The organism is Methyloceanibacter sp. (assembly GCF_041573655.1).
Classification (GTDB): Bacteria; Pseudomonadota; Alphaproteobacteria; order Rhizobiales; family Methyloligellaceae; genus Methyloceanibacter.
The window spans coordinates 40,181-62,933 of sequence record NZ_JBFFQD010000011.1 but is presented as its reverse complement, the minus strand read 5'-3'; the positions used below and the strand labels follow the sequence as shown (position 1 = coordinate 62,933).

At 64.5% G+C, this 22,753-nt stretch carries 20 protein-coding genes; 9 read left to right on the top strand and 11 right to left on the bottom strand.

Features of this window, described 5'->3' with window-relative positions; genetic code table 11:
* The coding region (locus tag ABY454_RS04535) for a TIGR01459 family HAD-type hydrolase (protein ID WP_372928986.1) at nucleotides 1–842 on the bottom strand (842 nt) is incomplete at its 3' end.
* A 153-nt stretch (nucleotides 843–995) separates the two neighbouring features.
* Here ABY454_RS04535 and ABY454_RS04530 point away from each other — a divergent pair.
* On the top strand, nucleotides 996–1,250 hold the full coding sequence (locus ABY454_RS04530; protein WP_372928985.1) for a hypothetical protein: 255 nt from the start codon (nucleotides 996–998) through the stop codon (nucleotides 1,248–1,250).
* A 50-nt stretch (nucleotides 1,251–1,300) separates the two neighbouring features.
* On the opposite strand, the gene ABY454_RS04525 is transcribed toward ABY454_RS04530, so the two are convergent.
* Complete coding sequence (locus tag ABY454_RS04525; protein ID WP_372928984.1) at nucleotides 1,301–2,911, bottom strand: EAL domain-containing protein; 1,611 nt, start codon at nucleotides 2,909–2,911, stop codon at nucleotides 1,301–1,303.
* A gap of 291 nt (nucleotides 2,912–3,202) precedes the next feature.
* Between ABY454_RS04525 and ABY454_RS04520 the strand changes: the two genes are divergently transcribed.
* From ABY454_RS04520 to groL, 3 genes are all read left to right on the top strand, one after another.
* Nucleotides 3,203–4,180, top strand: a complete 978-nt coding sequence (locus ABY454_RS04520; protein WP_372928983.1) for a catalase family peroxidase — start codon at nucleotides 3,203–3,205, stop codon at nucleotides 4,178–4,180.
* Between the two features lie 154 nt (nucleotides 4,181–4,334).
* Nucleotides 4,335–4,622 carry a co-chaperone GroES gene (locus ABY454_RS04515; protein WP_372928982.1) on the top strand — a complete coding sequence of 96 codons (288 nt, stop codon included), beginning with the start codon at nucleotides 4,335–4,337 and terminating at the stop codon, nucleotides 4,620–4,622.
* Nucleotides 4,623–4,709: 87 nt separating this feature from the next.
* On the top strand, nucleotides 4,710–6,350 hold the full coding sequence (gene groL / locus ABY454_RS04510; protein WP_372928981.1) for a chaperonin GroEL: 1,641 nt from the start codon (nucleotides 4,710–4,712) through the stop codon (nucleotides 6,348–6,350).
* 73 nt (nucleotides 6,351–6,423) lie between these two features.
* Here the strand turns inward: groL and ABY454_RS04505 are convergent, their stop codons facing one another.
* The 8 genes from ABY454_RS04505 to ABY454_RS04470 all read right to left on the bottom strand — a co-directional run bounded on the left by ABY454_RS04505 (nucleotide 6,424) and on the right by ABY454_RS04470 (nucleotide 16,200).
* Nucleotides 6,424–7,128 (bottom strand): histidine phosphatase family protein, encoded by a 705-nt coding sequence (locus tag ABY454_RS04505; RefSeq protein ID WP_372928980.1) that lies wholly within the window; start codon nucleotides 7,126–7,128, stop codon nucleotides 6,424–6,426.
* 159 nt (nucleotides 7,129–7,287) lie between these two features.
* Entirely contained in the window at nucleotides 7,288–7,989 is a 702-nt protein-coding gene (gene hisG, locus ABY454_RS04500) for an ATP phosphoribosyltransferase (RefSeq protein ID WP_372928979.1), read from the bottom strand.
* The gene (locus ABY454_RS04495) at nucleotides 7,989–9,164 is read right to left on the bottom strand and encodes an ATP phosphoribosyltransferase regulatory subunit (RefSeq protein WP_372928978.1); all 1,176 of its coding nucleotides are present in this window, start codon (nucleotides 9,162–9,164) and stop codon (nucleotides 7,989–7,991) included. Before ABY454_RS04495 ends, hisG begins: the two co-directional genes overlap by 1 nt.
* A gap of 4 nt (nucleotides 9,165–9,168) precedes the next feature.
* On the bottom strand, nucleotides 9,169–10,698 hold the full coding sequence (gene hisS / locus ABY454_RS04490) for a histidine--tRNA ligase (RefSeq protein ID WP_372928977.1): 1,530 nt from the start codon (nucleotides 10,696–10,698) through the stop codon (nucleotides 9,169–9,171).
* 79 nt (nucleotides 10,699–10,777) lie between these two features.
* Entirely contained in the window at nucleotides 10,778–12,154 is a 1,377-nt protein-coding gene (gene glcF, locus ABY454_RS04485) for a glycolate oxidase subunit GlcF (protein WP_372928976.1), read from the bottom strand.
* Between the two features lie 9 nt (nucleotides 12,155–12,163).
* Nucleotides 12,164–13,399 carry a glycolate oxidase subunit GlcE gene (gene glcE / locus ABY454_RS04480; protein WP_372928975.1) on the bottom strand — a complete coding sequence of 412 codons (1,236 nt, stop codon included), beginning with the start codon at nucleotides 13,397–13,399 and terminating at the stop codon, nucleotides 12,164–12,166.
* The gene (locus ABY454_RS04475; RefSeq protein WP_372928989.1) at nucleotides 13,396–14,928 is read right to left on the bottom strand and encodes an FAD-binding oxidoreductase; all 1,533 of its coding nucleotides are present in this window, start codon (nucleotides 14,926–14,928) and stop codon (nucleotides 13,396–13,398) included. Before ABY454_RS04475 ends, glcE begins: the two co-directional genes overlap by 4 nt.
* A gap of 141 nt (nucleotides 14,929–15,069) precedes the next feature.
* Nucleotides 15,070–16,200, bottom strand: a complete 1,131-nt coding sequence (locus ABY454_RS04470) for a TRAP transporter substrate-binding protein (RefSeq protein WP_372928974.1) — start codon at nucleotides 16,198–16,200, stop codon at nucleotides 15,070–15,072.
* 227 nt (nucleotides 16,201–16,427) lie between these two features.
* Between ABY454_RS04470 and ABY454_RS04465 the strand changes: the two genes are divergently transcribed.
* From ABY454_RS04465 to ABY454_RS04455, 3 genes are read left to right on the top strand one after another with little or no spacing between them, the layout of a single operon-like run.
* Nucleotides 16,428–18,389: a polysaccharide biosynthesis protein gene (locus ABY454_RS04465; RefSeq protein ID WP_372928973.1), complete on the top strand. Its 1,962-nt coding sequence runs from the start codon at nucleotides 16,428–16,430 to the stop codon at nucleotides 18,387–18,389.
* A gap of 3 nt (nucleotides 18,390–18,392) precedes the next feature.
* A complete protein-coding gene (locus ABY454_RS04460) occupies nucleotides 18,393–19,403 on the top strand; it encodes a glycosyl transferase (RefSeq protein ID WP_372928972.1) in 1,011 nt (336 codons plus the stop codon).
* On the top strand, nucleotides 19,404–20,333 hold the full coding sequence (locus ABY454_RS04455) for an NAD-dependent epimerase/dehydratase family protein (RefSeq protein WP_372928971.1): 930 nt from the start codon (nucleotides 19,404–19,406) through the stop codon (nucleotides 20,331–20,333).
* On the opposite strand, the gene ABY454_RS04450 is transcribed toward ABY454_RS04455, so the two are convergent.
* Nucleotides 20,330–21,451: a glycosyltransferase family 4 protein gene (locus ABY454_RS04450; RefSeq protein ID WP_372928970.1), complete on the bottom strand. Its 1,122-nt coding sequence runs from the start codon at nucleotides 21,449–21,451 to the stop codon at nucleotides 20,330–20,332. The two genes, ABY454_RS04455 and ABY454_RS04450, sit on opposite strands and share 4 nt — an antisense overlap.
* 188 nt (nucleotides 21,452–21,639) lie before the next feature.
* Between ABY454_RS04450 and ABY454_RS04445 the strand changes: the two genes are divergently transcribed.
* Both ABY454_RS04445 and ABY454_RS04440 read left to right on the top strand, forming a co-directional pair.
* Complete coding sequence (locus ABY454_RS04445) at nucleotides 21,640–21,933, top strand: hypothetical protein (RefSeq protein WP_372928969.1); 294 nt, start codon at nucleotides 21,640–21,642, stop codon at nucleotides 21,931–21,933.
* A 93-nt stretch (nucleotides 21,934–22,026) separates the two neighbouring features.
* Nucleotides 22,027–22,752, top strand: coding sequence for a nickel/cobalt transporter (locus tag ABY454_RS04440; RefSeq protein WP_372928968.1), 726 nt, complete (start codon nucleotides 22,027–22,029; stop codon nucleotides 22,750–22,752).
* Nucleotide 22,753 lies beyond the last annotated feature (1 nt).

Genomic DNA, 22,753 nt, shown 5'->3' with positions numbered 1-22,753 from the left:
GGCCGCCGCACTGTCTGCGCGAACAGCTCATTGAGATGGGGCGCATCGAGCGCTTGGCCTCCCTCGCCCGGCGCATGCAGCGCACTTGCCACGAACACCGCATCGATCCCAAGCGCGGCGGCGCCGGCGATGTCCGTGTTGACGCCATCGCCGATGGCAAGGACCCGCTCCCTGCCGACAGCCTCCCCGCTTAGCTGCGCGATCGTCTCCAATGCGAGCTCGTAGACGGGCACATGCGGCTTACCGGCATAAACGACCTTGCCGCCGAACGTCTCATAGACTGCCGCGAGTGCACCGGCGCAGTAAACGAGGCGATTGCCGCGTTCCACCATGTGATCGGGGTTGGCGCAGATCATGGGCAGTCCGCGCGCTGCCAGGGTGCGCAGCATGTCCGCATAGTCGTCGGGTGTTTCGGTGTCGTCGTCGAACAGGCCGGAGCACACCACGAGATCGGCCTCCTCAGGCCCGGCGAGCACGACATCGAGCCCGGCGAAGATCGGCCGGTCGCGTTCGGGCCCGAGATGGAAGACGCGCGCGCCCGTGTACTTGCCGAGTTCATGGCGGGTCAGGTCGCCCGACGTAACGGTCGCGTCATAGGCATCGTCCGGCACGCCGAACTGGCGGAGCTGCTCTTGCACGTCGGGGCTCGGCCGCGGCGAATTGGAGAGAAGAACGACAACGCCGCCAGACTCGCGGAAGGCGCGCGTCGCGGCGGCGGCCTGCGCGAAGGCGGCCTGTCCGTTGTGCATGACCCCCCAGATATCGACGAGCCAAGCGCGATAGCGGGCGCCGATATCCCCGACGGAGTCGATGATCGGAATGGTGAGAGAAGCATCGGTCATGGGGGTCGGTTAGAGGCTCAGGAGGAAGGGGTCAAGCGGCCCCTGGTCGCGGCGCGTTAAGACTTGGACTTTCCGGCCTGTGCTATGGTCGCTGGCGTAGAATGAGGCCATAGGCACCCGCGTTGGTGCCTCCCATCGGCAATGGAGACTGAAATGCGTCATCTCACATTGAAGACGTGCATCGCGGGGGCTTGCGCCCTTGGCTTTGTTGCATTTGGCGTGCCCGCCATGGCGGCAGACCAAGAGGACCTCGCCCTGGAAAGGGATCTGCGTCCCGACGAGGAGCCGATCGTCTTAGAGGACGAAGGGGTCAAGCCGAAAGAGGCCATGCCCGCGGAATCGAGCGGCGGGAGCGATGCCAATATCGAAGACGAGATGATCGACAAGATCGGCCCCGGAGCGGAATAGGCGATTTGTCGGTCGAGACCAGTTTCCGGCGCGCCCATCTGGCGCGCCGCTTACTGTGAAGCGCCGGCGTCTTCGAGCTCTTTGGACAGCGCCGCGTTCATGGGCCGCGGCTCGCCGAAAAGATACCCTTGCGCCAACTCGATCCCGTGGTCGAGAAGCTCCGCGACATCGCCCTCGTTTTCGACCTTTTCGATAATGAGCTGCATGCCAAGGCCATCGAGCTGACGCTTCAGGTCCGAAGCCTTGCGGCCTGGTCCTCCGAGGAAGCTCGCGGCGCTGACCTTGACGTGGCGGAAATAGCGATCGCTCAAAGTGGAGAAATCCGTCTCCATGTCCGACACGTTGTCGAGGCAGAACGTGTAGCCCAGGGCGCCCAGTGTATCGAGGCAAGCAAGTTCGGACTGAGTCAGACCGAGCATCTCCATCTGGCTGATCTCGAAAATCAGGTTGTCGCTGAGGCTGGTGTTCTCCTCCATGAACTCGATCAACTCGGGATAGTAGTCCGGGTCGAGCAATGAGTGCATGGAGACGTTGCCGAAGACGCCTTTGATGCGTGTGTCCTGGCCAACGCGGCGGAGCACCTGGACGCTACGGACGAGCAGCACGTTGTCGATCAGTGGCATGAGCCCCGAGCGCTTGGCGGCCGGCATGTACTCGCCCGGCAGCACGATTTCGTCGTCCGTCTTGCGGATGCGCGTCAGCGCCTCGAAATAGCGAACCTTACGGTCCGGCAGGGTGATGGTTGGCTGCAGGTAGAGATCGACGCGTCCTTCCGAAATCCCTTCGCGGAGGATGCCAAGCATTCTCTCTTCGGCCGCCTCTTCGTCGTCATCCCAGAGAGCAGCGGCCGGCAGGTCGGTCTCTGATTCCGGCTCCGGCTCTGACTGAGGCTCCGGCTCGGACTCAACGGTCTCCGCGACGGCGACTTCCTCGATTGCCTCGTCGTCCTGCGGCTCGTCTTTCGGCTCATCCTCGGGTTCGTCTTGTGGTTCGTCTTGCGGCTCGTCTTGCAGCGCCGCCGAAACCTCAGGCTCAGGCTCGATCACGACGGTTTCGACGACTTCCTCGACGATCAAGGTCTCGGCCTCTGGCTCGGGCTCCGGCTCACGGTCCATCAGCGAGAAAGGCTTCTCTACGGGGACCGGTTCTGGCTCGGGAAGCGGCGGAGGTGCGGGCGGCATCTCCGGCACGGAAACCACCGGCTCGGGGGGCTCGGACGTGGGCTTGAAGGCTTGGGCGGTTCGAGAGCCCGCCGTGGCCGCCGCAATTTCGGCGCGCAAAGCCTCGATCTGCGAATAGACACCTTCGAGCTCGGCGCCGCCGGCGCCCTCACCCGACGCGCCGCCGGTTTGGTCCAGTCGCGCAACTGTCTCGGAGAGCGTGTCGAGACGGGAGAGGCCGTCCTCGACTTGATCGAGGCGCTGCAGATCGCCGTCGATGATTTCGAGTGCTTCCTCAAGCTCGGCGAGACGGTCGCCGCCAGACGCCGCGCCGCCACGCGATCCGCGTGCCATAGAAAGAAACGACGTGGCCATGACCAGAAAGAGCGCGGCCGTGCCGATCAGGACCGGCACGAGCGGCAGACCGGCCTGGACCGTCAAGCCGGCAGCAAACGCGACCGCGGTCACGGCCATGGCGATCAGGACGATCACATCAAGCATGGCGAACACTCCTTTGGGGGGCGCCCTGCCTGGACCACATGGTAATGCCGTATTGCATGATCGCGCCGCCCCTCGCGGCCGAAATCATGGGCGACAGGCCGTTGCAAAGCAACATGAAATTGGGCGCCGCGCCGAGCGTGATCGCGGCCAAGGAGGACCGGGCCAGCTAGCGGCCTCGCTCTAGCGATGGCCAGCATGGCCATCTGGTGACGAAAGAATCCACCATCGGTGACAGTGTTTCGGTATTAGGCTCGCCTCATACTTGAGGCTTGATCCATAGGAGTTTCGGTCATGTCCGGGGTTGCGCGCGTTTCTTTCTGCGCCATTGGTGCTCTCATTCTCATCGGCACGGCACTCAGCGCCAAAGCCGAGCCAGGCGCTGCCCATCTCGTCGATGCGCTGAATAGCGTGTTCGGCGAGCACCCGCATACGCGGGCGGGTCACGCCAAAGGTGTTTGCGTGACCGGAAACTTCACCCCTTCAGCCGAAGCGCCGTCGCTGTCGAAGGCGCCGCATTTCGCCAAGACGGTTCCGGTGATCGGCCGGTTCTCAATGGGCGGCGGCAACCCAGAGGCTCCGGACAACGCCAAAGGAAATGTGCGCGGCATGGCCTTGCGCTTCGAACTCGGCGAGGGCGCGACGACGGATTTGGCCATGATCTCCGCGCCGGTGTTCGGGGCGAAGACACCGCAAGCCTTCTTCGACCTCCTGACCGCAAGAGCGAGCGGCGATGCGGACAGTGTCGAGGCGGTCTTCGCCGCCAATCCGGAATCGAGGAACCAAGGCGTGTGGCTGAACGCCCGCCCAGTGCCGGCGAGCTATGCGGGGGTCAACTATTGGGGTGTGCACGCTTTTACGCTGACCAACGCCGCGGGCAAGGAGACGCTCGTGAAGTTCAAGGCGCTACCGGCCGCCGGCGAGGAGGGCCTGACGGACGAGGAAGCCGAAGCCAAAGGGACGAACTTCCTCATCGGTGAGTTGAAGGAGCGGCTGGGTCAGGCTCCGGCCAAGATCGACCTGGTGGCCATCATCGGCGAGGACGGCGATCCGACAGATGACCCCACCGCCTTCTGGGACGAGGATGACCGCAAGAATGCCGCGCTCGGAACGGTGAGCATCGAAGCCGCCGCACCGGACGCCATTTGCGACCCCTTTTCCTTCCTGCCGTCCAACCTAGCCGAAGGGATAACCGGGCCGACCAACGATCCGCTCTTCCAGATCCGCTCCCCGGCCTATCTCGTCTCGTTTACCAGGCGCCTGGCGCCGTAACGCTCAACATGACGCGTTTCCGGGGCGCCCCCGGCGCCTCGGGCCGATGCGTCGCCTTGACAGGGCCAGAGGCCGCCCTTACATGCGGCGCTATTGGCAGTCGCTAAGGGCGAGTGCTAGAGGGCGCAGTTCCAGCGAACAGGAGCAAATATCCATGAAATTCCGTCCCTTGCATGACCGCGTCGTGGTCAAACGGCTCGAGGAAGAGCAGACGACCAAAGGCGGGATCATCATTCCGGACACGGCGGCCGAAAAGCCGCAGACAGGCAAAGTCGTCTCCGCAGGCCCCGGGGCCCGTGGTGAAGACGGCAAACTTCAGCCCCTAGGCGTGAAGGCCGGCGACAAGGTGCTGTTCGGCAAATGGTCGGGCACCGAGGTCAAAATCGATGGCGACGATCTCCTCATCATGAAGGAGTCCGACATCATGGGCATTCTCGGCTAACGCCACCCAACCAATTCTTCGAGACATGCTGTGGAGCGCCTTTGGGGGCTCCCAGGATGACCCGTTCGCAACTCATAAGAGGATTCAATGGCAGCCAAAGACGTAAAATTCGGCGCCGAGGCCCGTGAGCGCATGCTCAAGGGCGTCGATGTGCTGGCCGACGCCGTGAAAGTGACGCTCGGTCCCAAGGGCCGCAACGTCATCATCGAGAAGTCGTTCGGCGCCCCGCGCTCGACCAAGGATGGCGTCACCGTGGCCAAGGAGGTCGAGCTTGAGGACAAGTTCGAGAACATGGGCGCGCAGATGCTGAAAGAGGTCGCCCAGAAGACCAACGAGACCGCGGGCGACGGCACCACGACCGCGACCGTGCTGGCCCAGGCGATCGTGCGCGAGGGCCTGAAGGCCGTCGCCGCCGGCATGAACCCCATGGACCTGAAGCGCGGCATCGACAAGGCCGTGACCGAGGTGGTCGCAGCCATCGAGAGGCAGTCCAAAGAAGTCAGCGGCTCCTCGGAGATCGCGCAGGTCGGTACCATCTCGGCCAATGGCGAAAAGGCCATCGGCGACATGATTGCCCAGGCCATGAAGAAGGTCGGCAATGAGGGCGTCATCACCGTCGAGGAAGCCAAGAGCCTCGACAGTGAGCTCGAAGTGGTCGAGGGCATGCAGTTCGACCGCGGGTACATCTCGCCCTACTTCGTGACCAATGCGGAGAAGATGACCACGGAACTCGAGAACCCGTTCATCCTCATCTACGAAAAGAAGCTGTCCGGCCTTCAGGCCATGCTGCCGCTCTTGGAGTCGGTGGTGCAGTCTGGCCGTCCGCTCCTCATCATCGCCGAGGACGTCGAAGGCGAGGCCCTGGCCACGCTCGTGGTCAACAAGCTGCGTGGCGGCTTGAAAGTCGCGGCCGTCAAGGCCCCGGGCTTCGGCGATCGCCGCAAGGCCATGCTGCAGGACATCGCCATCCTCACGGGCGGCGAGATGGTCTCCGAGGATCTCGGCATCAAGCTCGAGAACGTCACGACGCAGATGCTCGGCAAAGCCAAGCGCGTCACCATCACCAAGGACGACACGACCATCGTTCGCGGTGGCGGCAAGAAGGACGACATCGAGGCCCGCGTGGCGCAGATCCGCGCACAGATCGAGGACACGGCGTCCGACTATGACCGCGAGAAGCTGCAGGAGCGGCTGGCGAAGCTCGCCGGCGGCGTTGCGGTGATCAAGGTCGGCGGCGCCACCGAGGTCGAGGTGAAGGAGAAGAAGGATCGCGTCGACGACGCGTTGAACGCGACCCGCGCGGCCGTCGAGGAAGGCATCGTGCCTGGCGGCGGCGTGGCTCTGCTCCATGCCACGAAGGCACTCAAGACCAAGGGCGACAACGACGATCAGGAGGCAGGCGTCAACATTGTGCGCCGCGCGCTCCAGGCCCCCATTCGACAGATCGCCGAGAATGCCGGTGTCGAAGGCTCCATCGTGGTCGGCAAGGTGCTCGAGCAGAAGTCGCCGTCCTTCGGCTACGACGCCCAGAAGGACACTTATGTCGACCTGATCTCGAAGGGCATCATCGACCCGGCCAAGGTCGTGCGCACGGCGCTGCAGGATGCAGCATCCGTTGCCGGCCTCCTTGTGACCACCGAGGCGGGCGTCGCCGAGTCGCCGAAGAAGGACGAGCCGGCCATGCCTGGCATGCCTCCGGGCGGCATGGGCGGCATGGACATGATGTAAGCCGGCAACGGCGAGCATCCTGAGAATGCGAAGGGGCGGCTTTAAGGGCCGCCCCTTTTTTGTTGAGGTTAGGCTACGGCGCGCAGCCGCTGTCGGGGGCCAGTCCGCTGGGCTCGCCCCAATCGTTTGCCGGGACTTTGGGGAAGGACTTGCCGAATTCCTGCTTCACCATCTCGAACTTCACCGGCACGTTTGAGTTCTCGGGGAAGTCGAGAATCCAGAAATAATCGTGATTGTCCTCCGGCCACTCCCGCGGCACGCCGGGCAGGATGTCGAGATGGAACAGCTGGCGCAGTGTCACCGAGGCCTCGCGCTCATATTTGGCATCGAGCGCCTTGTCGGCGATATGCGTGCGCTCCCACACCATCACCACGGTCTTTCCCTTCAGCGCGGGATTGTTGAGGATGTTGCCCGCCGCCTCGCGCGTACGCTCGTTCAGCGCCTCGACCGTCTTTTTGTTGTTGGCTTGCGGCAGTACCGAATAGAAGATGACGGGCTTACCCCAGCTCTTCGTCGCAGGCGTGGCCAGAGCCGCCGTGGACGGCGTGATAGCAAAGACGAAAGCGGGCGGCTCGTCCTCGGTGAACAAGGGCTTGGCCGCCTTCTCGCCGAGATAATTGAACTGAAGCGCCTGCGCCCGCTGCTTGCCGATCTCGCACAACGTCCCGTCGGCGGCCGTCTCGCCGCCACGCAAAATGACAACGCGCGCGGGCGCAGCGGCGGCGGCGGATATGGAGGCGGCGAGCAAAGCCCCTGCAAGTGCAAGACGAGCGAACATGGCTGCGGAGACTAGCCTCTACCGGACCCGACCGCCATTCACCTAAGGGTGAAGTGGGACCTACTCTGGTCATGCCCGGCCTTGGGCCGGGCATCCACGATTTACCGGAGTGCAGAGAGCCAGGTCATGGATGGCCGGGACAAGCCCGGCCATGACCAATTACTTGGAGAGCGCACCAAGAACGGCCTCGCGCAATTCGCGCGCACGCGCATCCCACACGCCGGTCTTCGCCGCCAGCAGGTGCGCTTGCGATTGCAGGATCAGTCCGTCCTCCAGCACCTTCAGGTGGTTCGCCTTCAGCGTCGTGCCCGTCGAGGTGATGTCGACGATCAGCTCGGACGTGCCCGTGGCGGGCGTCGCTTCGGTCGCTCCGACGCTCTCGACAATGCGATAGCCGGTGACGCCCTTCTTCGCGAAGAAGCGCCGCGTCAGGTTCATGTACTTGGTCGCAACGCGCAGGCGGCGGCCGTGGGACCGCGCGAATTGCTCGGCCACGTCTTCCAGGTCCGCCATGGAAGCCACGTCGATCCAGCATTCCGGTACGGCGACGATCACATCGGCATGGCCGAACCCGAGCGGTTTCAGGAACTCCACCGTGCCGTCCACGTCGGTGAGGGTCTCACGCACCAGATCCTCGCCGGTGATACCGAGGTGCACGCGGCCCGCCCGCAGCTGATGCACGATCTCCGCCGCGGAGGTGTACTCCACCTCAACGTCGGGAAGCCCTTCGAGCTGGCCGCGATAGCCGCGCTCATGGCCCTTTACGCGCAAGGGCATGCTGCCCTGCTCGAACAGCGCGGCGGCCTTTTCTTTCAGGCGCCCCTTGGACGGGACGGCGATGACAAGCGCCGGAGAAGACATCACGCGCCTCCTTCCACGGCGGCGAGCAAACGCTCGGTGTGAATGGCCGAACCCACGGCGGGCACGGGACGCGGTGCGCCAAGCGCCGTCAGAAGATTGTCGTAACGGCCGCCGCCGGCGACCGGCTCAGTCTCGTCGAGCCCCTCCGCCTCGATCTGGAAGACCAGCCCCGAATAATATTCGAGCTTGCGGCCGAACTCGGCGGTGAAGGTCGCACGCGAAAGATCAACCCCCTCACCTTCGAGACGGTCGAAGCGGCGCGAGATCGCGCCGAGGCCTGCGTCGATGTCGAGCCCGGCACCCTTGGCGATCATCGCGAGCTTGTCGCACGCCTCGCGCGGCGGAGCCGATACGGTCAGGACATAGTCGATGACCGTACCCACTTCCTGCGGCAGCGGATCGGCGCGCAAGTCCGCCGCATGATCGAGCAGGCGTTCTGCGATCTCGCGCAAGGACCGGTTGCCGGCAAGCGGGATGCCTTGCGCATCGAGATACGCCGCCACGATCTCCTCGGCGCGCGCCTGGTCGGCGCTGGCGATCTTGTCGGCCAGCGCCGTGGCCAGCGTGTCCGGCTCCGGGCGCGTGCCTTGCGCGATCCTGTCGAGCAGCGCGTGGAACACGGGCGGACGCCAGAAATAGTGGCGTAGCTTGTTGCGCCAGCGTTTGGGTAGCTGAAGTGCATCGACCAACGCGTAAAACAGCGCGATGTCGCCGAAGCGCAAGGAGAAGTCGCGAAGCCCAGCGCTCTTCACCGCCTCGACGGCGAGCCGGATCATCTCGATATCGGCGTTCTCTTTGTCGGGCACACCGAAACATTCGATGCCCGCCTGACGGAACTCGCGCGGATGCGTGGCGCTCGGCCCCAGCGGCTGAAAGCGGAAGGCGGGGCCGTTATAGCTATAGCGGGCTTGCTCATCTGCTTGCGGGTGCCGCTCCAGGTAGAGCCGCGACACCGGCACGGTAAGGTCGGGCCGGAGGCACAGCTCCTCACCGGCAAGATCGGTGAACACATAGGTGCGTCCGCGCACCTGCTCACCGATCTGGTCGAGGAACACCCCGGCCGGCTGGATGATGGCCGGAGCCACGGGCTCGTAGCCGGCGCGCGCGAACAGGTCGAGCAGCGCCCGTGCCTGGCCTTCGAGGGCCTCGAATGCTTTGGCCGATTCCGCGGTCATAAACTCACGCCTTGTGACGGTCGAGGACTTTGCGGACGCCAGCGACGAGATCGGCTTCGGGCACGGCGAACTGCGCCTCGGCCTGCTTCTTCTTGTATTCGTCGCGGTCTTCAATCTTGGAGAGCCCGGCTCCGAGCACGAGATCCTTGATCTGCACCTCGCCGCGCTCTTTCTCATCGCCACCCTGAATGATGACGCACGGGGCGCCGCGCTTGTCGGCATATTTCATCTGCGCCTTCATGCCGGAGGAGCCGAGATAAAGCTCGGCGCGAATACCGGCACCGCGAAGCTCCTGCACCATCTTCTGATAGTCGGCCAGGCGATCCTTATCGAAGACGAGCACGACGACGGGACCGCAGGTCTCGTCGCCCGTGCACTTGCCGAGAAGCTGCAATCCGAACAGGAGCCGCGACACGCCGACCGAGACACCGGTCGCCGGCACGTGCTCGCCGGTGAAGCGCTCCACCAAGCCATCGTAGCGGCCGCCGCTCACCACCGAGCCGAGACGTATGGTCTGTCCGCGCTTGTCCTTGATCGAGGCCGTCAGCTCCGCTTCGAACACCGGGCCCGTGTAGTACTCCAGCCCGCGCACGACGGATGGATCGATGACGACGCGGTTCGAGCCAAAATCTGCCGCGGTCAGGAGGTCGTGCATCGCCGTCACCTCGGCGACACCTTCTTCACCGATGGCGGACCCAGCGACGAGCGTCTTTAGGGCGGCGAGTGTCTGGTCGCGATCACCGCCCGACGCCTCGACGAATTCGATGATGGCGTCGATTTGTTTCTGATCGAGATCGGCGCCTTTTGTGAAGTCGCCGGACTCGTCCTTGCGGCCCTTGCCTAAAAGCAAACGCACGCCCTCGACACCAAGTCGGTCGAGCTTGTCGATGGCACGCAGCACTGTGAGGTGTTGGCCTTTGTCCTTTGCACTCATGCCGGCCCGTTCCAGCACGCCATCGAGAATCTTGCGGCTGCCGATCTTCACCACGTAGTCGCCACGCTTGATGCCGAGCGCCTCCAGCGTATCGGCGGCGAGCATGCACATCTCCGCGTCCGCCGCGATGGACCCTGCACCCACCGTATCGGCATCGAACTGCATGAACTGACGGAAGCGGCCGGGGCCCGGCTTCTCGTTGCGCCAAACGGGTCCCACCTGATAGCGGCGCAAGGGCTTGGGCAGACCTTGATAGTTCTCCGCCACGTAGCGGGCGAGCGGCGCCGTCAGGTCATAGCGCAGCGACAGCCATTGCTCGTCTTCATCCTGGAAGGAGAACACGCCCTCATTGGGCCGATCCTGATCGGGCAGGAACTTGCCGAGCGCGTCGGTATATTCGATGGCGGGCGTATCGAGCGGCTCGAAGCCGTAGGCCTCGAATACGCCCTTGATCGTGCCGAGCATCGCCTCGGTGGTGCGGATTTCAGGCGCAGGCGTATCCTGCAGCCCCTTCGGCAGGCGTGCCTCTGTACGAGGACTTTTTGCCTCTGGGCGAGAGTCGGCGGCCTCGGCGCCGGGCTTTTTGTCGTTCTTGCTCATGGGAAAATGCGGCTGATTCTAAAGGGCTCCAGCCGCCGCGTTCTAGCCCATCGCACCTTGGGCAGCAAGCAAGGCCGCGTCAGCTGGCCAGCTCGCGCTCCTTGGCCGCCGCCTTGGCCATCTCGACCAGCGCCTCGATGGGATTGGCGCGGCCGCGCAGCTTGGAAAGCGCCGGCGGGCATGGGCCGCCCGTGGCCCAGTCCAGCAGCTCCACGGTGTGGACAAAAGGCACGTTCACGCCCTCCTTGAGCTGGGTCATGCAGCCAATATTGCCGGTTACGACGACCTCGGGGGCGATGGACTCGATATTCTTGAGCTTGCGGTCGCGCAGCTGGCCGGCCAGCTCCGGCTCCAGAATGTTGTAGGTGCCGGCGGAGCCGCAGCACAGATGCCCCTCGGGAATATCGGTCAGCGTGTAGCCGGCCTGCTCCAGCAGCTCCCGCGGCAGCCGATCCAGCTTCTGGCCATGGCCGAGCGAGCAGGCGGAGTGGTAGGCCACTTTGAGACCGGTCCACATCACGGGCGGATTGAGGCCGATCTCGTCAAGGAACTCGGTGATGTCGCGGGCGAGCCCTGAGACATATTCGGCGCGTTCGGCGTAGCCCCGGTCGCGCGAGAGCAGATTGCCGTAATCCTTGAGCATGGTGCCGCAGCCGCCGGCCGTGACGATGATGCCGTCCAGCAGGCGCTCGCGCATGACCGCGGTCCAGGCGTCGATATTGTGGCGCGCATAGGCGCGCGCTTCTTCCTCGCGGCCAAGGCCATGGGTCAGCGCACCGCAGCAGCCCTCGTCCTTCACCACCACGACATCGATCCCGTGACGCCGCAGAAGCCGGATCGTCGCTTGATTGATCTGTGGCGCCAAAACCTCCTGCACGCAGCCCAGCATCAGGGCCACGCGCTTCGGCTGGGGCGCCTTGGGATTGAAGGCGGATTTCGGCTTGAGGATCTTCAGCTTCAACGCGCCCTTGGGCACGAGCGCCAGCGCCGCTGCCATACGGCGGAAACCGAGTTTGGCGAACACGTTACGGAACGGCTTGGCGAACCAGCCGAGCACGAGCATGGCCTTGAACCGGTTCGGGTTCGGCAGGGTCCGGCTGAGGAACCAACGCATCATGCGCCGGTTGGGGCTCCGATGCCCACGTTGCTCGATGCGCACCCGGGCGAGATCGACGAGATGCATATAGTCGACACCGCTCGGGCAGGTCGTCATGCAGCCCAAGCACGAAAGGCAGCGGTCGACGTGACGCACGGTCGACGGGGTCACATCGCGACCCTCGAACATCTGCTTCATGAAGTAGATGCGCCCGCGCGGGCTGTCGCGCTCGTCGCCGGTCAGCACGTAGGTCGGACACGTCGCGGTGCACAGCCCGCAATGGACGCAGCGGCGCAAGATCTCGTCCGCGCGCGCGATCGTCGGGTCCCCAAGCTGAAGTGCGTTGAAATTGGTTTGCATGACGCGCCGCTACATATCCCGGTACATCCGGCCCGGATTGAAAATTCCGAGCGGATCGAAAGCGTGTTTGAGTTTCGCCGAAAACACCGCCGTTTGCGGATCCAGCGGCTGAAAGACATCGATCCCGGCGCGTATGGTGTCGTCCGCACGGATCAGTGTGGCATGCCCGCCCAATTCGGCAAGTGTGCGGCGAATATCGACCGCCCCGCCATCCGTCAAAGGTGGCGTCTCGACCCAGATCAAACCACCGGACCAATCGTAAGCCACACGCACATCGATAGTGCGCAACAAATTGCCGATCAGCTTCGCCGCGGAGGTCGGCTTGGTTGAGATGCGCCAAAGCGGGTTGGCGCGTCCTTGAAACATCTTCAGTGCCCGCACGTCGTCCCAGAACGCCTTGCTTCGCTCCGCATCGAGCTCCAGCGCCGGGCTATAGGCGAGGAGCGATTGACGCACGCGGCTCGCACGGTATCGCGCTGAGGCCGGAAAGTTTTCCACCCGGATGGCCGTGACCGCCCCTTCTGCGTCCGCGATCTCCGCATCGGACATGCGTGCGGCGATGTCCGCATGCAGATGGAGTGCGCCGGACACCTCGTAGGGAAGCCCCGTGGCAATGCACAGCGCCTCGACGGCGGTCTGGTCGGTGAGACCGAAACAGATAATGGTTCGCGATTCGCGTTGGGCCGGGAGCACTTTCAACGCGATCTCCGTCATGACGGCGAGCGTGCCCCACGATCCGGCAAGCGTGCGGCTGAGATCATAGCCGGTGACGTTCTTCATCACGCGGCCGCCGGCCTTGATCAGCTCGCCGCGCCCATTGACGGCACGGACACCGAGAACGTGGTCGCGGGCGGCGCCTTTGAGGAGGCGCCGGCTGCCGGAAATATTGGTGCCGATCATGCCGCCAAGCGTGCCGTCCCCCGGTCCGTAGCCCAGCACAGGACCGAAATCGACCGGCTCAAATGGAAGTTCCTGGTCGTTCTCGGCCAGCGCGGCGTCGATCTCCGTCAACGGCGTGCCCGCCTTCGCCACGAGGACGAGCTCCGTCGGCTCGTAGAGCGTGACGCCGGTCATGGCCTCCGTCGAGACCACGGCGCCGGCGCCGATCGGATGTCCCAGCTCGCGCTTGGTCCCCGTGCCCATGACTTCGAGCGGCGTACGGGTTTCTGCAGCTTCGGCAACGAGATGCTGAAGCTCTTCCTCCGTCTCAGGAGCGTGAAAGCCGAGGCGCATGTGACCGGTCACGGGGCGTCGTGTCCTTCCACCAGCTCTTCCTCGACCGCGACCGTCTCAGTCACGACGTCGACCTCGAGCCCTTGCAGCTCGACACTGCGCAAGCGCAACGCGTCGCGGCCCTCGATGGGGAACACCTTGCCGGGATTGAGCAGCCATGACGGGTCGAACTCTTCCTTGACGCGGACTTGCTGGTCGATGTCCTCGTCGGTGTATTGCTCGTACATCAGTTCGCGTTTCTCGATGCCGACGCCGTGCTCTCCGGTGAGGCAACCGCCGAGTTCGACGCAGAGCTTCAAGATCTCCGCACCGCACAGCTCCACGCGCTCCAACTGAACGGAGTCGTTGGCGTTGTAGAGGATCAGCGGATGCAGGTTCCCGTCGCCGGCATGGAAGATGTTGGCAACGTCGAAGCGATATTTGCGGCAAATCCAGCCGATCTCATCGAGTGCCTTCGGAAGCTGGGACAGCGGGATGACGCCATCCATGCAGTAATAGTCGGAAATTTGGCCGATGGCGCCGAACGCGGCCTTGCGCCCCTTCCAAATCATCGCGGTCTCGTCGGGACTCTGGCTGCGGCGCAGACTGGTCGGCAGGAAATCGCGTGCGATGTCCTCGATCTTCTCCAGGAGATACTCGATCTCGTCCTCGGAGCCTTCGACTTCGATGATGAGCGCGGCTTCGGCGTCGAGCGGATACCCCGCCGGCACGAAATGCTCGCAGACATGGATGGCCGGCCGGTCCATGAACTCAATAGCGACCGGCACGATCCCTGCAGCAATGATGGCGGCGACGCAGGATGCGGCTGCCTCGGAGGAATCGAAGCCAATCAGGACGGGGCGCGTGCCTTCCGGCGCCGGGAGCAGACGCACGGTCGCTTCGGTCACGACCCCGAGCTGACCTTCCGAACCGGTGATCAACGGCAAGAAGTCGTAACCGGGGGCGTCGAAATGCACGCCGCCGATATCGATGATTTCACCGTCCATCGTCACCATGCGGACACCGAGCAGATTGTTCACGGTGACCCCGTATTTGAGGCAATGCGCGCCGCCGGAATTGGTGGCGATGTTGCCGCCCACGGTGCAGGCGACCTGGCTCGACGGATCGGGCGCATAGAAGAAACCGTGTTTGGACGCCGCCTCGGTGATGGCGATGTTGGTGATCCCAGCCTCCACGCGCGCGATACGGTTCTTGGGATCGACCTCCAGCACCTTGTTCATGCGCGACAAGCAGAGCACGACCGCGTCCTCGAGCGGCAGCGCGCCACCGCATAGCGAGGTGCCCGCGCCGCGCGGCACAACCTTGATGTGGTTGTCCTGACAGAACCGCAGGATCGCCGCGACCTCCTCGGTGGTTCCGGGAAGCAGGACGGCAAGGGGCAGACAACGGTAGGCCGTCAGCGCGTCGGACTCGAAGGTGCGGCACCCCTCCTCATCGGCGATCAGCACAGCGTCGGGCACGAGCCGTCTCAGCTGCTTCACGATGTCGTTCCGGCGCGCAAGCACGGCCCGATCCGGATCTGGAAGGTTCAATGTCGACATGGGCTCCAAGCCGTCGAGAGTGGCCATTACGGTTAGAAGCGTCGGCTAGTCTTTCGCACGCGGCGCTGGCCTGGGCAATATGCGCCCCCACCATGGGCTATATGTAGCGTCCCAAAATGGCTCAAACGTGGGGAATTGGCGTCAGCGCGCCGGATCGGGCTTGTCCTTCGGCGCGCCCTCGGACGCAGGCGGGAGCGCTTCGGGGGCCGGGGCTTGCGGGGCAGCCTCCGCCGCCTCGAACTTCGCAATATCCTCGAGAACCTGCTTGAAGAAGTAGTCGCGCGCGCCCTCCTCCTTGGCGACCTCGCCCCAAGCCTCGCGCAGCGCCTTGAGCACGCCGTCCGGCAGGCGCGCGATCTGCACATTGTCCTCGGTCCTCAGGCTTGCGAGGGCCGCGGCCTGCAGGCCTGCGCTTTCGGCGCGGCTGGACCGCAGCATGACCTGGCAGGTGGATTCGATGAGATCTTGCTGGCCCTTCCCCAGCGCATCCCAGCGATCCTTGTTGATGAGAAGCTCCAGTAGCGTGGCGGGCTGATGCCAGCCGGGCCCGTAGATAAGCTTGACCGCATCTTGCAAGCCTTTGGCGCGATCGACGGCCGGCGTGTAGAGCTCCGCGGCGGCGATCTTGTCCTCTTTGAAGGCTTGGGGGAGTTGTCCGCCAGGCACAAGTACGGGCACCGCCCCCAGCCGCGACAGGACGCGGGCGCCGAGCCCGAATATGCGTACACGCAGGCCGTCTAAGTCCTTTGTGTCCGCAATCTCCTGCTTGGACCAGATGCCGGCCTCCGCCCCGCCGAAGCCGCAAGGGATGACATGGACCTTGAGCTTCGCCTGGTCGTACATCTCCTGATAGAGCGCGCGGCCGTTTCCGTGTTCGAACCAAGCAACGTAGCCGCTGGCATCCGGGCCGAAGGGAAACCCGCCGAACAGGGGCGTTGCGGGAACCTTCGCGGCCCAGAAGCTCGCGGTCGCAAAGCCTGCATCGACTTTGCCGTCGGAGACCTTGTCGAGAATCTCGTGGGGCAGCGTGCCGTCGCCCGGCTCCTTCAGGTCCAGCACGATCTGACCGTCCGAACGCTTTTTGAGCGATCTGGCCAGCGTCAAGGCTTGCGTCCCGAGGCCCGGTAAATGCGTGCCGTAGGCGATGGGGGTGGCGAACGTGGCCGTCTCGCTCACCGCCGGGGCACTGCCAAGCAGCACCATGGCGAGCCCCAAGGCGCCACTGACGGCCCCCTTGGAGACGCCTTTGCTGATTGCGGACCTTCTGCCCATTCCCTCGCTGCCGAAACTGTCCCTACCCCGCGGCGGAGCTTGACCCGGAAGGCCTGACGACCTCAAGCCCAAGAACCCATAACGCGAGGGAACGGGCAAAAGTTCTTAAGAAACGCCAGCAACCCCTTACTTCCGTTCGTGGGACGCTTCGGGTATGGTGCGGCACACTTTCCCTATGTGGATGATATTCTTAAGCTGATCTTAGGTCCGGAACGGGGTCGGCCGACATGAGTCTTGCCGTTTGGCTGATCGAGCGCCCTCGCTGGTTCAAGCGATCGCTGCTGATCATGAACGACTTCGCGATGCTCAGCATCGCGTTGTGGGCCGCCTATACCCTGCGCCTCAGCCGGCTCTACGTGCCGGAGACCTGGCAGATCTTTCTGCTGATGCTGGCGGCGCCCGTTGTCGGCGTGATCGTCTTCTACTGGCGCGGGCTGTACAAGCTCGTCACGCGCTTCATCGGCCCAGAGGGCACGACCCGCATCTACACCGCCGTGATCCTCGCCGCCCTGACCTGGGCGCTGGTGGTCCTGATGAGCGGCATCCAGGGACACCCGCGTTCGGTGGTGGTGATCTACGCCCTGATCGCCGCGGGCCTCATCCGGCTGAGCCGGCAATGGGCGGGTTCAATGTTGCTCAAGGCCGCCCCGCACCACAAACCCGTCAGCTCGGACGAACGAAAGAACGTCATCATCTACGGCGCGGGGCCTATCGGTATTCAGCTTCTGCGCGCCCTGAACGAGACGAGCAACTACCGGCCGGTGGCCTTCATCGACGCCAACCCGTCGCTCGCTGGCCAAATGGTCCACGGCGTCAAGGTCGCAAGGCCGGAGAAGATCAGCAAACTCATCTCCGATGAGAACGTGGCAGAGGTCCTGCTCACCACGCCGTCGGCGCTGCGCGGCGAGCGGCGCCTCGCCCTCAAGGCACTCGAGGCCTACCCCGTCGCGGTGAAGACGCTCCCGGCGCTGGAGGAGATCGCCTCGGGCCATGTCGAAGTCAGCGATCTGCGCCCCATCGACGTGGAGGATCTACTGGGCCGGGACTCGGTCGCACCGGACACGGAACTTCTGACCGCACAGGTGAGCGGCAAGGTGGTGATGATTACCGGCGCTGGCGGGTCCATCGGCTCGGAGCTGACGCGTCAGTTGCTGCAGCTGGAACCGCGAGCGCTCATCCTGCTCGATAGTTCGGAAGCCGCGCTCTACGAAATCTCGATGGAGATCGAAGAACGGCAACATCGCCTCCGCAAAGAGTCCGAAGGCGCGCGGAACGACACGGCCATCTTGCAAATTCTCGGGTCCGTGCTCGATCGCAAGCTCATCGACCGCATTATAGAGGAGCAAGGCGTCGAAGTGATCTATCACGCGGCCGCCTACAAACATGTGCCGATCGTCGAACGCAATCCGTTCGCAGGACTGCACAACAATACGCTCGGCACGCTGGTGGTTGCCGAGGCCGCCAAGGAGCATGGCGTCGAGCGCTTCGTGCTGGTGTCGACCGACAAGGCCGTGCGGCCCACGAACATCATGGGCGCCAGCAAGCGCCTTGCCGAACTCGTCCTACAGGGGCTCGCCCAGGACAACAGCAACACCATCTTCACCATGGTGCGCTTCGGCAACGTGCTCGATTCCTCGGGCTCGGTGGTGCAGTTGTTCCGCAACCAGATCAAGGCCGGCGGCCCAGTGACCGTCACGCATCCAGACGTAACCCGCTACTTTATGTCGATCCCCGAAGCTGCCCAGCTTGTGATCCAAGCTGGGGCCATGGCGACAGGCGGCGAAGTGTTCGTGCTGGAGATGGGAACGCCCGTGAAGATTGCCGATCTCGCGCGCACCATGATCCACCTTTCAGGACTCGATGTCAGCGACGAGACCAATCCCGACGGCGACGTTGCGATCGACTTTGTGGGCCTGCGTCCCGGCGAGAAACTTTTCGAAGAGCTCCTCATCGGCGAGAATACGACGGGCACCGGCCATCCGCGCATCTTCAAGACGTCGGAACCGATCCTGCCCTATGACGATTTGATCGCGGTGCTGGAGCGCATGGAGGACGCCATACAGCGCGTGGACCTCGCCGGGGTCCAGGACGTGCTTCGCGCTACCGTCGAGGGCTATGTGCCGGCCAAGGCGCCCACCGCGGTCTCCGCCAAGGACGAGTGGCAACCGATCTCACGTACGCTGCACTAGCAAATGGTGACACCCGTGCTTGCCTCCTGGGCCGCCTTGACGGCCGTCAGCGCCGGGCTCAGCGGCGCCTTGATCCTTGTTCTCAAACCGATCCTCGCGCGGCACCTACTCGCACACCCCAACGCGCGCAGTTCGCATAAGGCGGCAACGCCTCAAGGCGCGGGACTCGCCGTGATGGCTGCCCTGCTCGCGGTGTGCGGCTCGGCGATCCTGCTGGGTGTGGCCGTGCCGCCGCCCAGCCTCATTCCAATTTTGGCCGGCGCCGCCGTCCTGACGGTGATTGGTGCGCTCGACGACGTCCATGCGCTCGCCGTGTCGTGGCGGCTGTTTGCCCAGGCGCTGGTCGCCTTCGCCATCGTGTTTTTGCTGCCGCCGGATTTTCGCATCTTGCCCGACCTTTTGCCGGCCATGGTCGAACGTGTGCTTTTAGCGCTCGGCGTGATCGGCTTTATCAACGCCGTCAACTTCCTGGACGGGCTCGACTGGATGACCGTGGTGCAAGTCGTGCCCATCACCCTTGGCGTGGCCGTCCTTTGCAATCTCGACCTGGTGCCGTCCACTGTGGGGTTCCTAGCCTTGGCGCTACTCGGCGCGACGCTTGGCTTCGCCGTGTTCAACAAGCACCCGGCGCAAATCTTTCTCGGCGATGCGGGAAGCCTACCAATAGGCCTCGTGCTCGCCTACCTGCTGCTCTATGTGGCGGAGGCGCACATTGTGTCCGCGATACTGATGGCGCTCTACACCCTCACGGACAGCATCGTCACGTTTTCGCGGCGCCTTCTGGCCGGCGAGAAGGTTTTCGAGGCGCACCGCGTGCACTTTTATCAACGTGCCGTCGCGAACGGGATGAACGTGCGACAAGTGACCGCCCGCATATTCTGGCTCGGCCTGTGGCTGGCGTGCCTCGCCATCGCCGCGGCCTTGGCCCGCACCTACACGTTCGACATCACGGCCCTTCTGTTGGGCTTAGCCGGTACGGGCCTCGTGCTGTTCAACTTCGCGCGGGGGCGTTGAATGTCGCAGCGTGTCCTCATCACCGGCGCGTCCGGCTTCATCGGCAAAGCGCTTGTGCCCGCGCTGGCGCAAGCGGGCTTTACCGTCCGTGCTGCCGCGCGCGATCCTTCGGGCATTATCGCCCCGGGCACGGTGGAGCGCGTTGCGATGCCCGATCTCGGCGAGACGGCTGACTGGGCGCCGCTGCTCGAAGGCGTTGAGCACGTGGTCCACCTCGCCGGCATTGCCCATGCACCAGGCACGCTTCCCGATGATGTCTATACGCGCGTCAATGCCGAGGCGGTTGGCGCGCTGGCCGAGCAGGCCAAAGGCAAGGTGGCGCGCCTCGTCCTGATGTCGTCGGTACGGGCGCAAGTGGGACTGTCGGCGGACGCACCGATCACCGAGGCGGACACGCCGGCCCCGACCGATACTTATGGCCAGACCAAGCTGCGGGCGGAACAGCTCCTTGCCGACAGCGGCGTCGCTTACACGGTGCTGCGTCCAGCCGTGGTCTACGGCAAGGGCGTGAAGGGTAACATCGCCGCGCTCGCCGCCGTCGCCAAGACGCCGATGCCGCTTCCATTCGGCGGACTCGACAATGCGCGCTCACTGCTCGCCCAGGAGAACCTGATCTCGGCGGTCGCGCATGTTTTGAAGACACCTGCGACCGAAGGCGAGACCTATCTCGTGGCCGATGCGGCGCCGATCAGCGTGGCCGATCTCGTGAGCGCCATGCGCGAAGGGCTCGGCAAACCGCCGCATCTGGTCAAGATGCCGCTGGGTGCGGTCAAGCGCATGATGAAGTCCTTCGGCCGCGAAGCCGACTGGGAGCGCGTCTCGGGGCACTTCGCCATCAATCCGGCAAAACTGATGGCGACCGGCTGGCAGCCTGAGATCGAGACCAGAGCGGGGATCATCAGCATGATGCGCGCCGAGAGCGGCGCTTAGCGGCCGATGAGCCGATTGTAGAGCGCCACGATTTGGCGGCCGATCGCGTCGGCCGAGAACTCCGCCTCCACCAGACTGCGCGCCGCTTTGCCGAACGTCTGCCGCAAAGCCGCATCTTCTGTCAGGCGCGCCATGGCATCGGCCAAGGCTTCCACATCGTCCACGGGGACGGTGAGCGCCGTCTTGCCCTCGATGGCGACCTCGCGGCAGCCGGGCGCGTCCGTCGCCACCATGGCCCGGCCGCAGGCCGCCGCTTCCAGCAGACTCTTTGGCAGCCCTTCGCGCCGCGAGGCGAGCACGGCGAAATGCGCCTGGCGCCAGACCTCGCGGATGTCGCTGACATGCCCTAGCCATTGGATGCCCAAAGCGCCGACGAACTCGCGCAACTGTTCGGGCGTGAGAGAACCCGGATTCTCGGTGTCGCAATCGCCGGCCAGCAGGAGCCGCATTTCGACGCCACGGTCACGAAGGCGCTTGACGGCGTCGATGAGCGTCGGCACGCCCTTGTCGGCAAGCATGCGCCCAACATAAGCGGCCGTGACCGGCGCTGGCGGTTCGGGCAGCGGCGCCAGGTGCTCGGTGTCGACGCCAGAGCCCCGGATCAGCACGATATGCTCCGGCGTCAGGCCAAGCTCGAGGACGAAGGCGCGATCGTCCGGGTTCTGCACCACGGTCCAGCTTGTGTCCCGCTGCAACAGGCGGCCAAGCGCGAAGCGGACGGCACGGCGCGTCAGCCCGCTCACTTGCGCCTCGCCGATGAACAACGATCCGACCCCGGTCAGGCTGTTGACCACGACAGACTTCAGACCAAGGCTCGCCGCCGAGCCAAGCACCGCTGGCTTCACCGCAATGTTGTGGATGATGTCGGGCTTCAGGCTGGCAAACAGCTGCCGAAGCGCGCGAATGGCCGAAAGGCTATCCCCCAGCGAGAGGCTGCCGCGGCTCCAATCGAGCGCGTGAAGCACGAAGCCTTCGGCTTCGATGCCGGCCCGCCCATCTTTGACCCGGGCCGCAACGTGGACCTCATAGCCGGCGTCCCTGGCCGCCCGGGCCATGGGCAGCCGGTGCGACAGGAAATACCAGTCCTCGGTGACGACGTAGAGGATGCGCGGGGCCATATCGCGGTTGCTTTTATCTGCTGGCGGCGCCTGCCGCAATTTTGCCGGTTTGCAGGGGATTCTAGGGGGACGATCGCCTGTTGCGGGGCGGCCACGGGGGCCGGGGACAACGATGAACCCGGCTGGCCTTCCCCAGCAAATCGCAGTAGGATGGGCCTAATCTGCGAAAAGCGGCATTGAGGGAACTGATGAAAACGCTTCGTCTTAGTCTGGTGCTGTGTGGCGCCCTCGGACTGGCATTGCTGCCGGCCCGCGTGAGCGCGTTCGAGATTCAAGGCCAGGACGCCGAACTGCCGAAAAGCGCGGCGGAATATCACGGTCTGACCCCGACATACACCATGCCTCGGTTCGAAGGCAGTTCATTGGCCATGCCATATAGCAGTTCAAACAGCCTCGAAGGCCACATCTCCGATTACGGGAATTCCATCACGATTCCCGGGCCGGGCGTGGACCAGGCGGCGCCGGCTTGGGCCTACCGCTAGACGCCGAACCACTCTTTCTTTCGATGACTTCTCCGTGAGCCTTGGGCCGCGCCGGCTTGCTCGCGCTCGCGGCCGCCTGTAACACCCGAGCCCATGCAGGAGATCATCGCGCTTCAGCGCTGGCTCTATGAGGGCATGGCGGACGGTCTTGGCGAAGTCGCCCAAGGCGGCGCTTTGGCGCTTCCGGCCGTGATGGCTGGCGCCATCCTGTTCGGCTTTCTCCACGCCATGATGCCCGGACACGGCAAGACCGTTCTGTTCTCCTACCATCTCGGCCAAAAGGGCAGCCTGCTATCGAGCATCGCCAATGGCGCGATCCTCGCCCTGACGCATGTAGGGATCGCCGTCGTGCTGGTCATGGCCGGCTTCGCCGTCATCAGCAAAGCCTTCGCGGCCGGCGGACGCACGCCGCAATTCGAGATGGCCAGCGGCGTTCTGATCCTGCTGATCGGCGCATTTCTGCTGTGGCGCGCGGCGACGCGCCGCTCGCATCCGCAAGACGGCGCCGAGGCGCGCAATGGCCAGGCGCTGGCCTTCGTCACGGGGCTCGTGCCCTGCCCGCTGACGACCTTCATTATGAGCTATGCGCTGGCGCGCGGGATGCTCGCCGCCGGGCTCGCCGTGACCGCGGCCATGGCGGTCGGGATGGTCGTGACCATCGCCGCTGTGGCGGTGATCGCCACCTTATCGCGCGACCGCCTCATGGCGTTCTTCGCGGACACCAAAAACATTCGGAGCTGGCTGGGACGTGCGCTAGAGACCGGCGGCGCGTTGCTCGTCTTCTTGTTCGGCGCGTGGGTGCTGATCGGCGCGCAATAAG

Coding starts and splice junctions, on each gene's coding strand:
- groL (WP_372928981.1), top strand. CDS start 4,710: ATGGCAGCCAAAGACGTAAAATTCGGCGCCGAGGCCCGTGAGCGCATG.
- ABY454_RS04475 (WP_372928989.1), bottom strand. CDS start 14,928: ATGTCGACATTGAACCTTCCAGATCCGGATCGGGCCGTGCTTGCGCGC.
- glcF (WP_372928976.1), bottom strand. CDS start 12,154: ATGCAAACCAATTTCAACGCACTTCAGCTTGGGGACCCGACGATCGCG.
- ABY454_RS04465 (WP_372928973.1), top strand. CDS start 16,428: ATGAGTCTTGCCGTTTGGCTGATCGAGCGCCCTCGCTGGTTCAAGCGA.
- ABY454_RS04525 (WP_372928984.1), bottom strand. CDS start 2,911: ATGCTTGATGTGATCGTCCTGATCGCCATGGCCGTGACCGCGGTCGCG.
- hisG (WP_372928979.1), bottom strand. CDS start 7,989: ATGTCTTCTCCGGCGCTTGTCATCGCCGTCCCGTCCAAGGGGCGCCTG.
- ABY454_RS04445 (WP_372928969.1), top strand. CDS start 21,640: ATGAAAACGCTTCGTCTTAGTCTGGTGCTGTGTGGCGCCCTCGGACTG.
- ABY454_RS04450 (WP_372928970.1), bottom strand. CDS start 21,451: ATGGCCCCGCGCATCCTCTACGTCGTCACCGAGGACTGGTATTTCCTG.
- ABY454_RS04530 (WP_372928985.1), top strand. CDS start 996: ATGCGTCATCTCACATTGAAGACGTGCATCGCGGGGGCTTGCGCCCTT.
- ABY454_RS04505 (WP_372928980.1), bottom strand. CDS start 7,128: ATGTTCGCTCGTCTTGCACTTGCAGGGGCTTTGCTCGCCGCCTCCATA.
- ABY454_RS04520 (WP_372928983.1), top strand. CDS start 3,203: ATGTCCGGGGTTGCGCGCGTTTCTTTCTGCGCCATTGGTGCTCTCATT.
- ABY454_RS04495 (WP_372928978.1), bottom strand. CDS start 9,164: ATGACCGCGGAATCGGCCAAAGCATTCGAGGCCCTCGAAGGCCAGGCA.
- hisS (WP_372928977.1), bottom strand. CDS start 10,698: ATGAGCAAGAACGACAAAAAGCCCGGCGCCGAGGCCGCCGACTCTCGC.
- ABY454_RS04455 (WP_372928971.1), top strand. CDS start 19,404: ATGTCGCAGCGTGTCCTCATCACCGGCGCGTCCGGCTTCATCGGCAAA.
- ABY454_RS04515 (WP_372928982.1), top strand. CDS start 4,335: ATGAAATTCCGTCCCTTGCATGACCGCGTCGTGGTCAAACGGCTCGAG.
- ABY454_RS04440 (WP_372928968.1), top strand. CDS start 22,027: ATGCAGGAGATCATCGCGCTTCAGCGCTGGCTCTATGAGGGCATGGCG.
- ABY454_RS04460 (WP_372928972.1), top strand. CDS start 18,393: ATGGTGACACCCGTGCTTGCCTCCTGGGCCGCCTTGACGGCCGTCAGC.
- ABY454_RS04470 (WP_372928974.1), bottom strand. CDS start 16,200: ATGGGCAGAAGGTCCGCAATCAGCAAAGGCGTCTCCAAGGGGGCCGTC.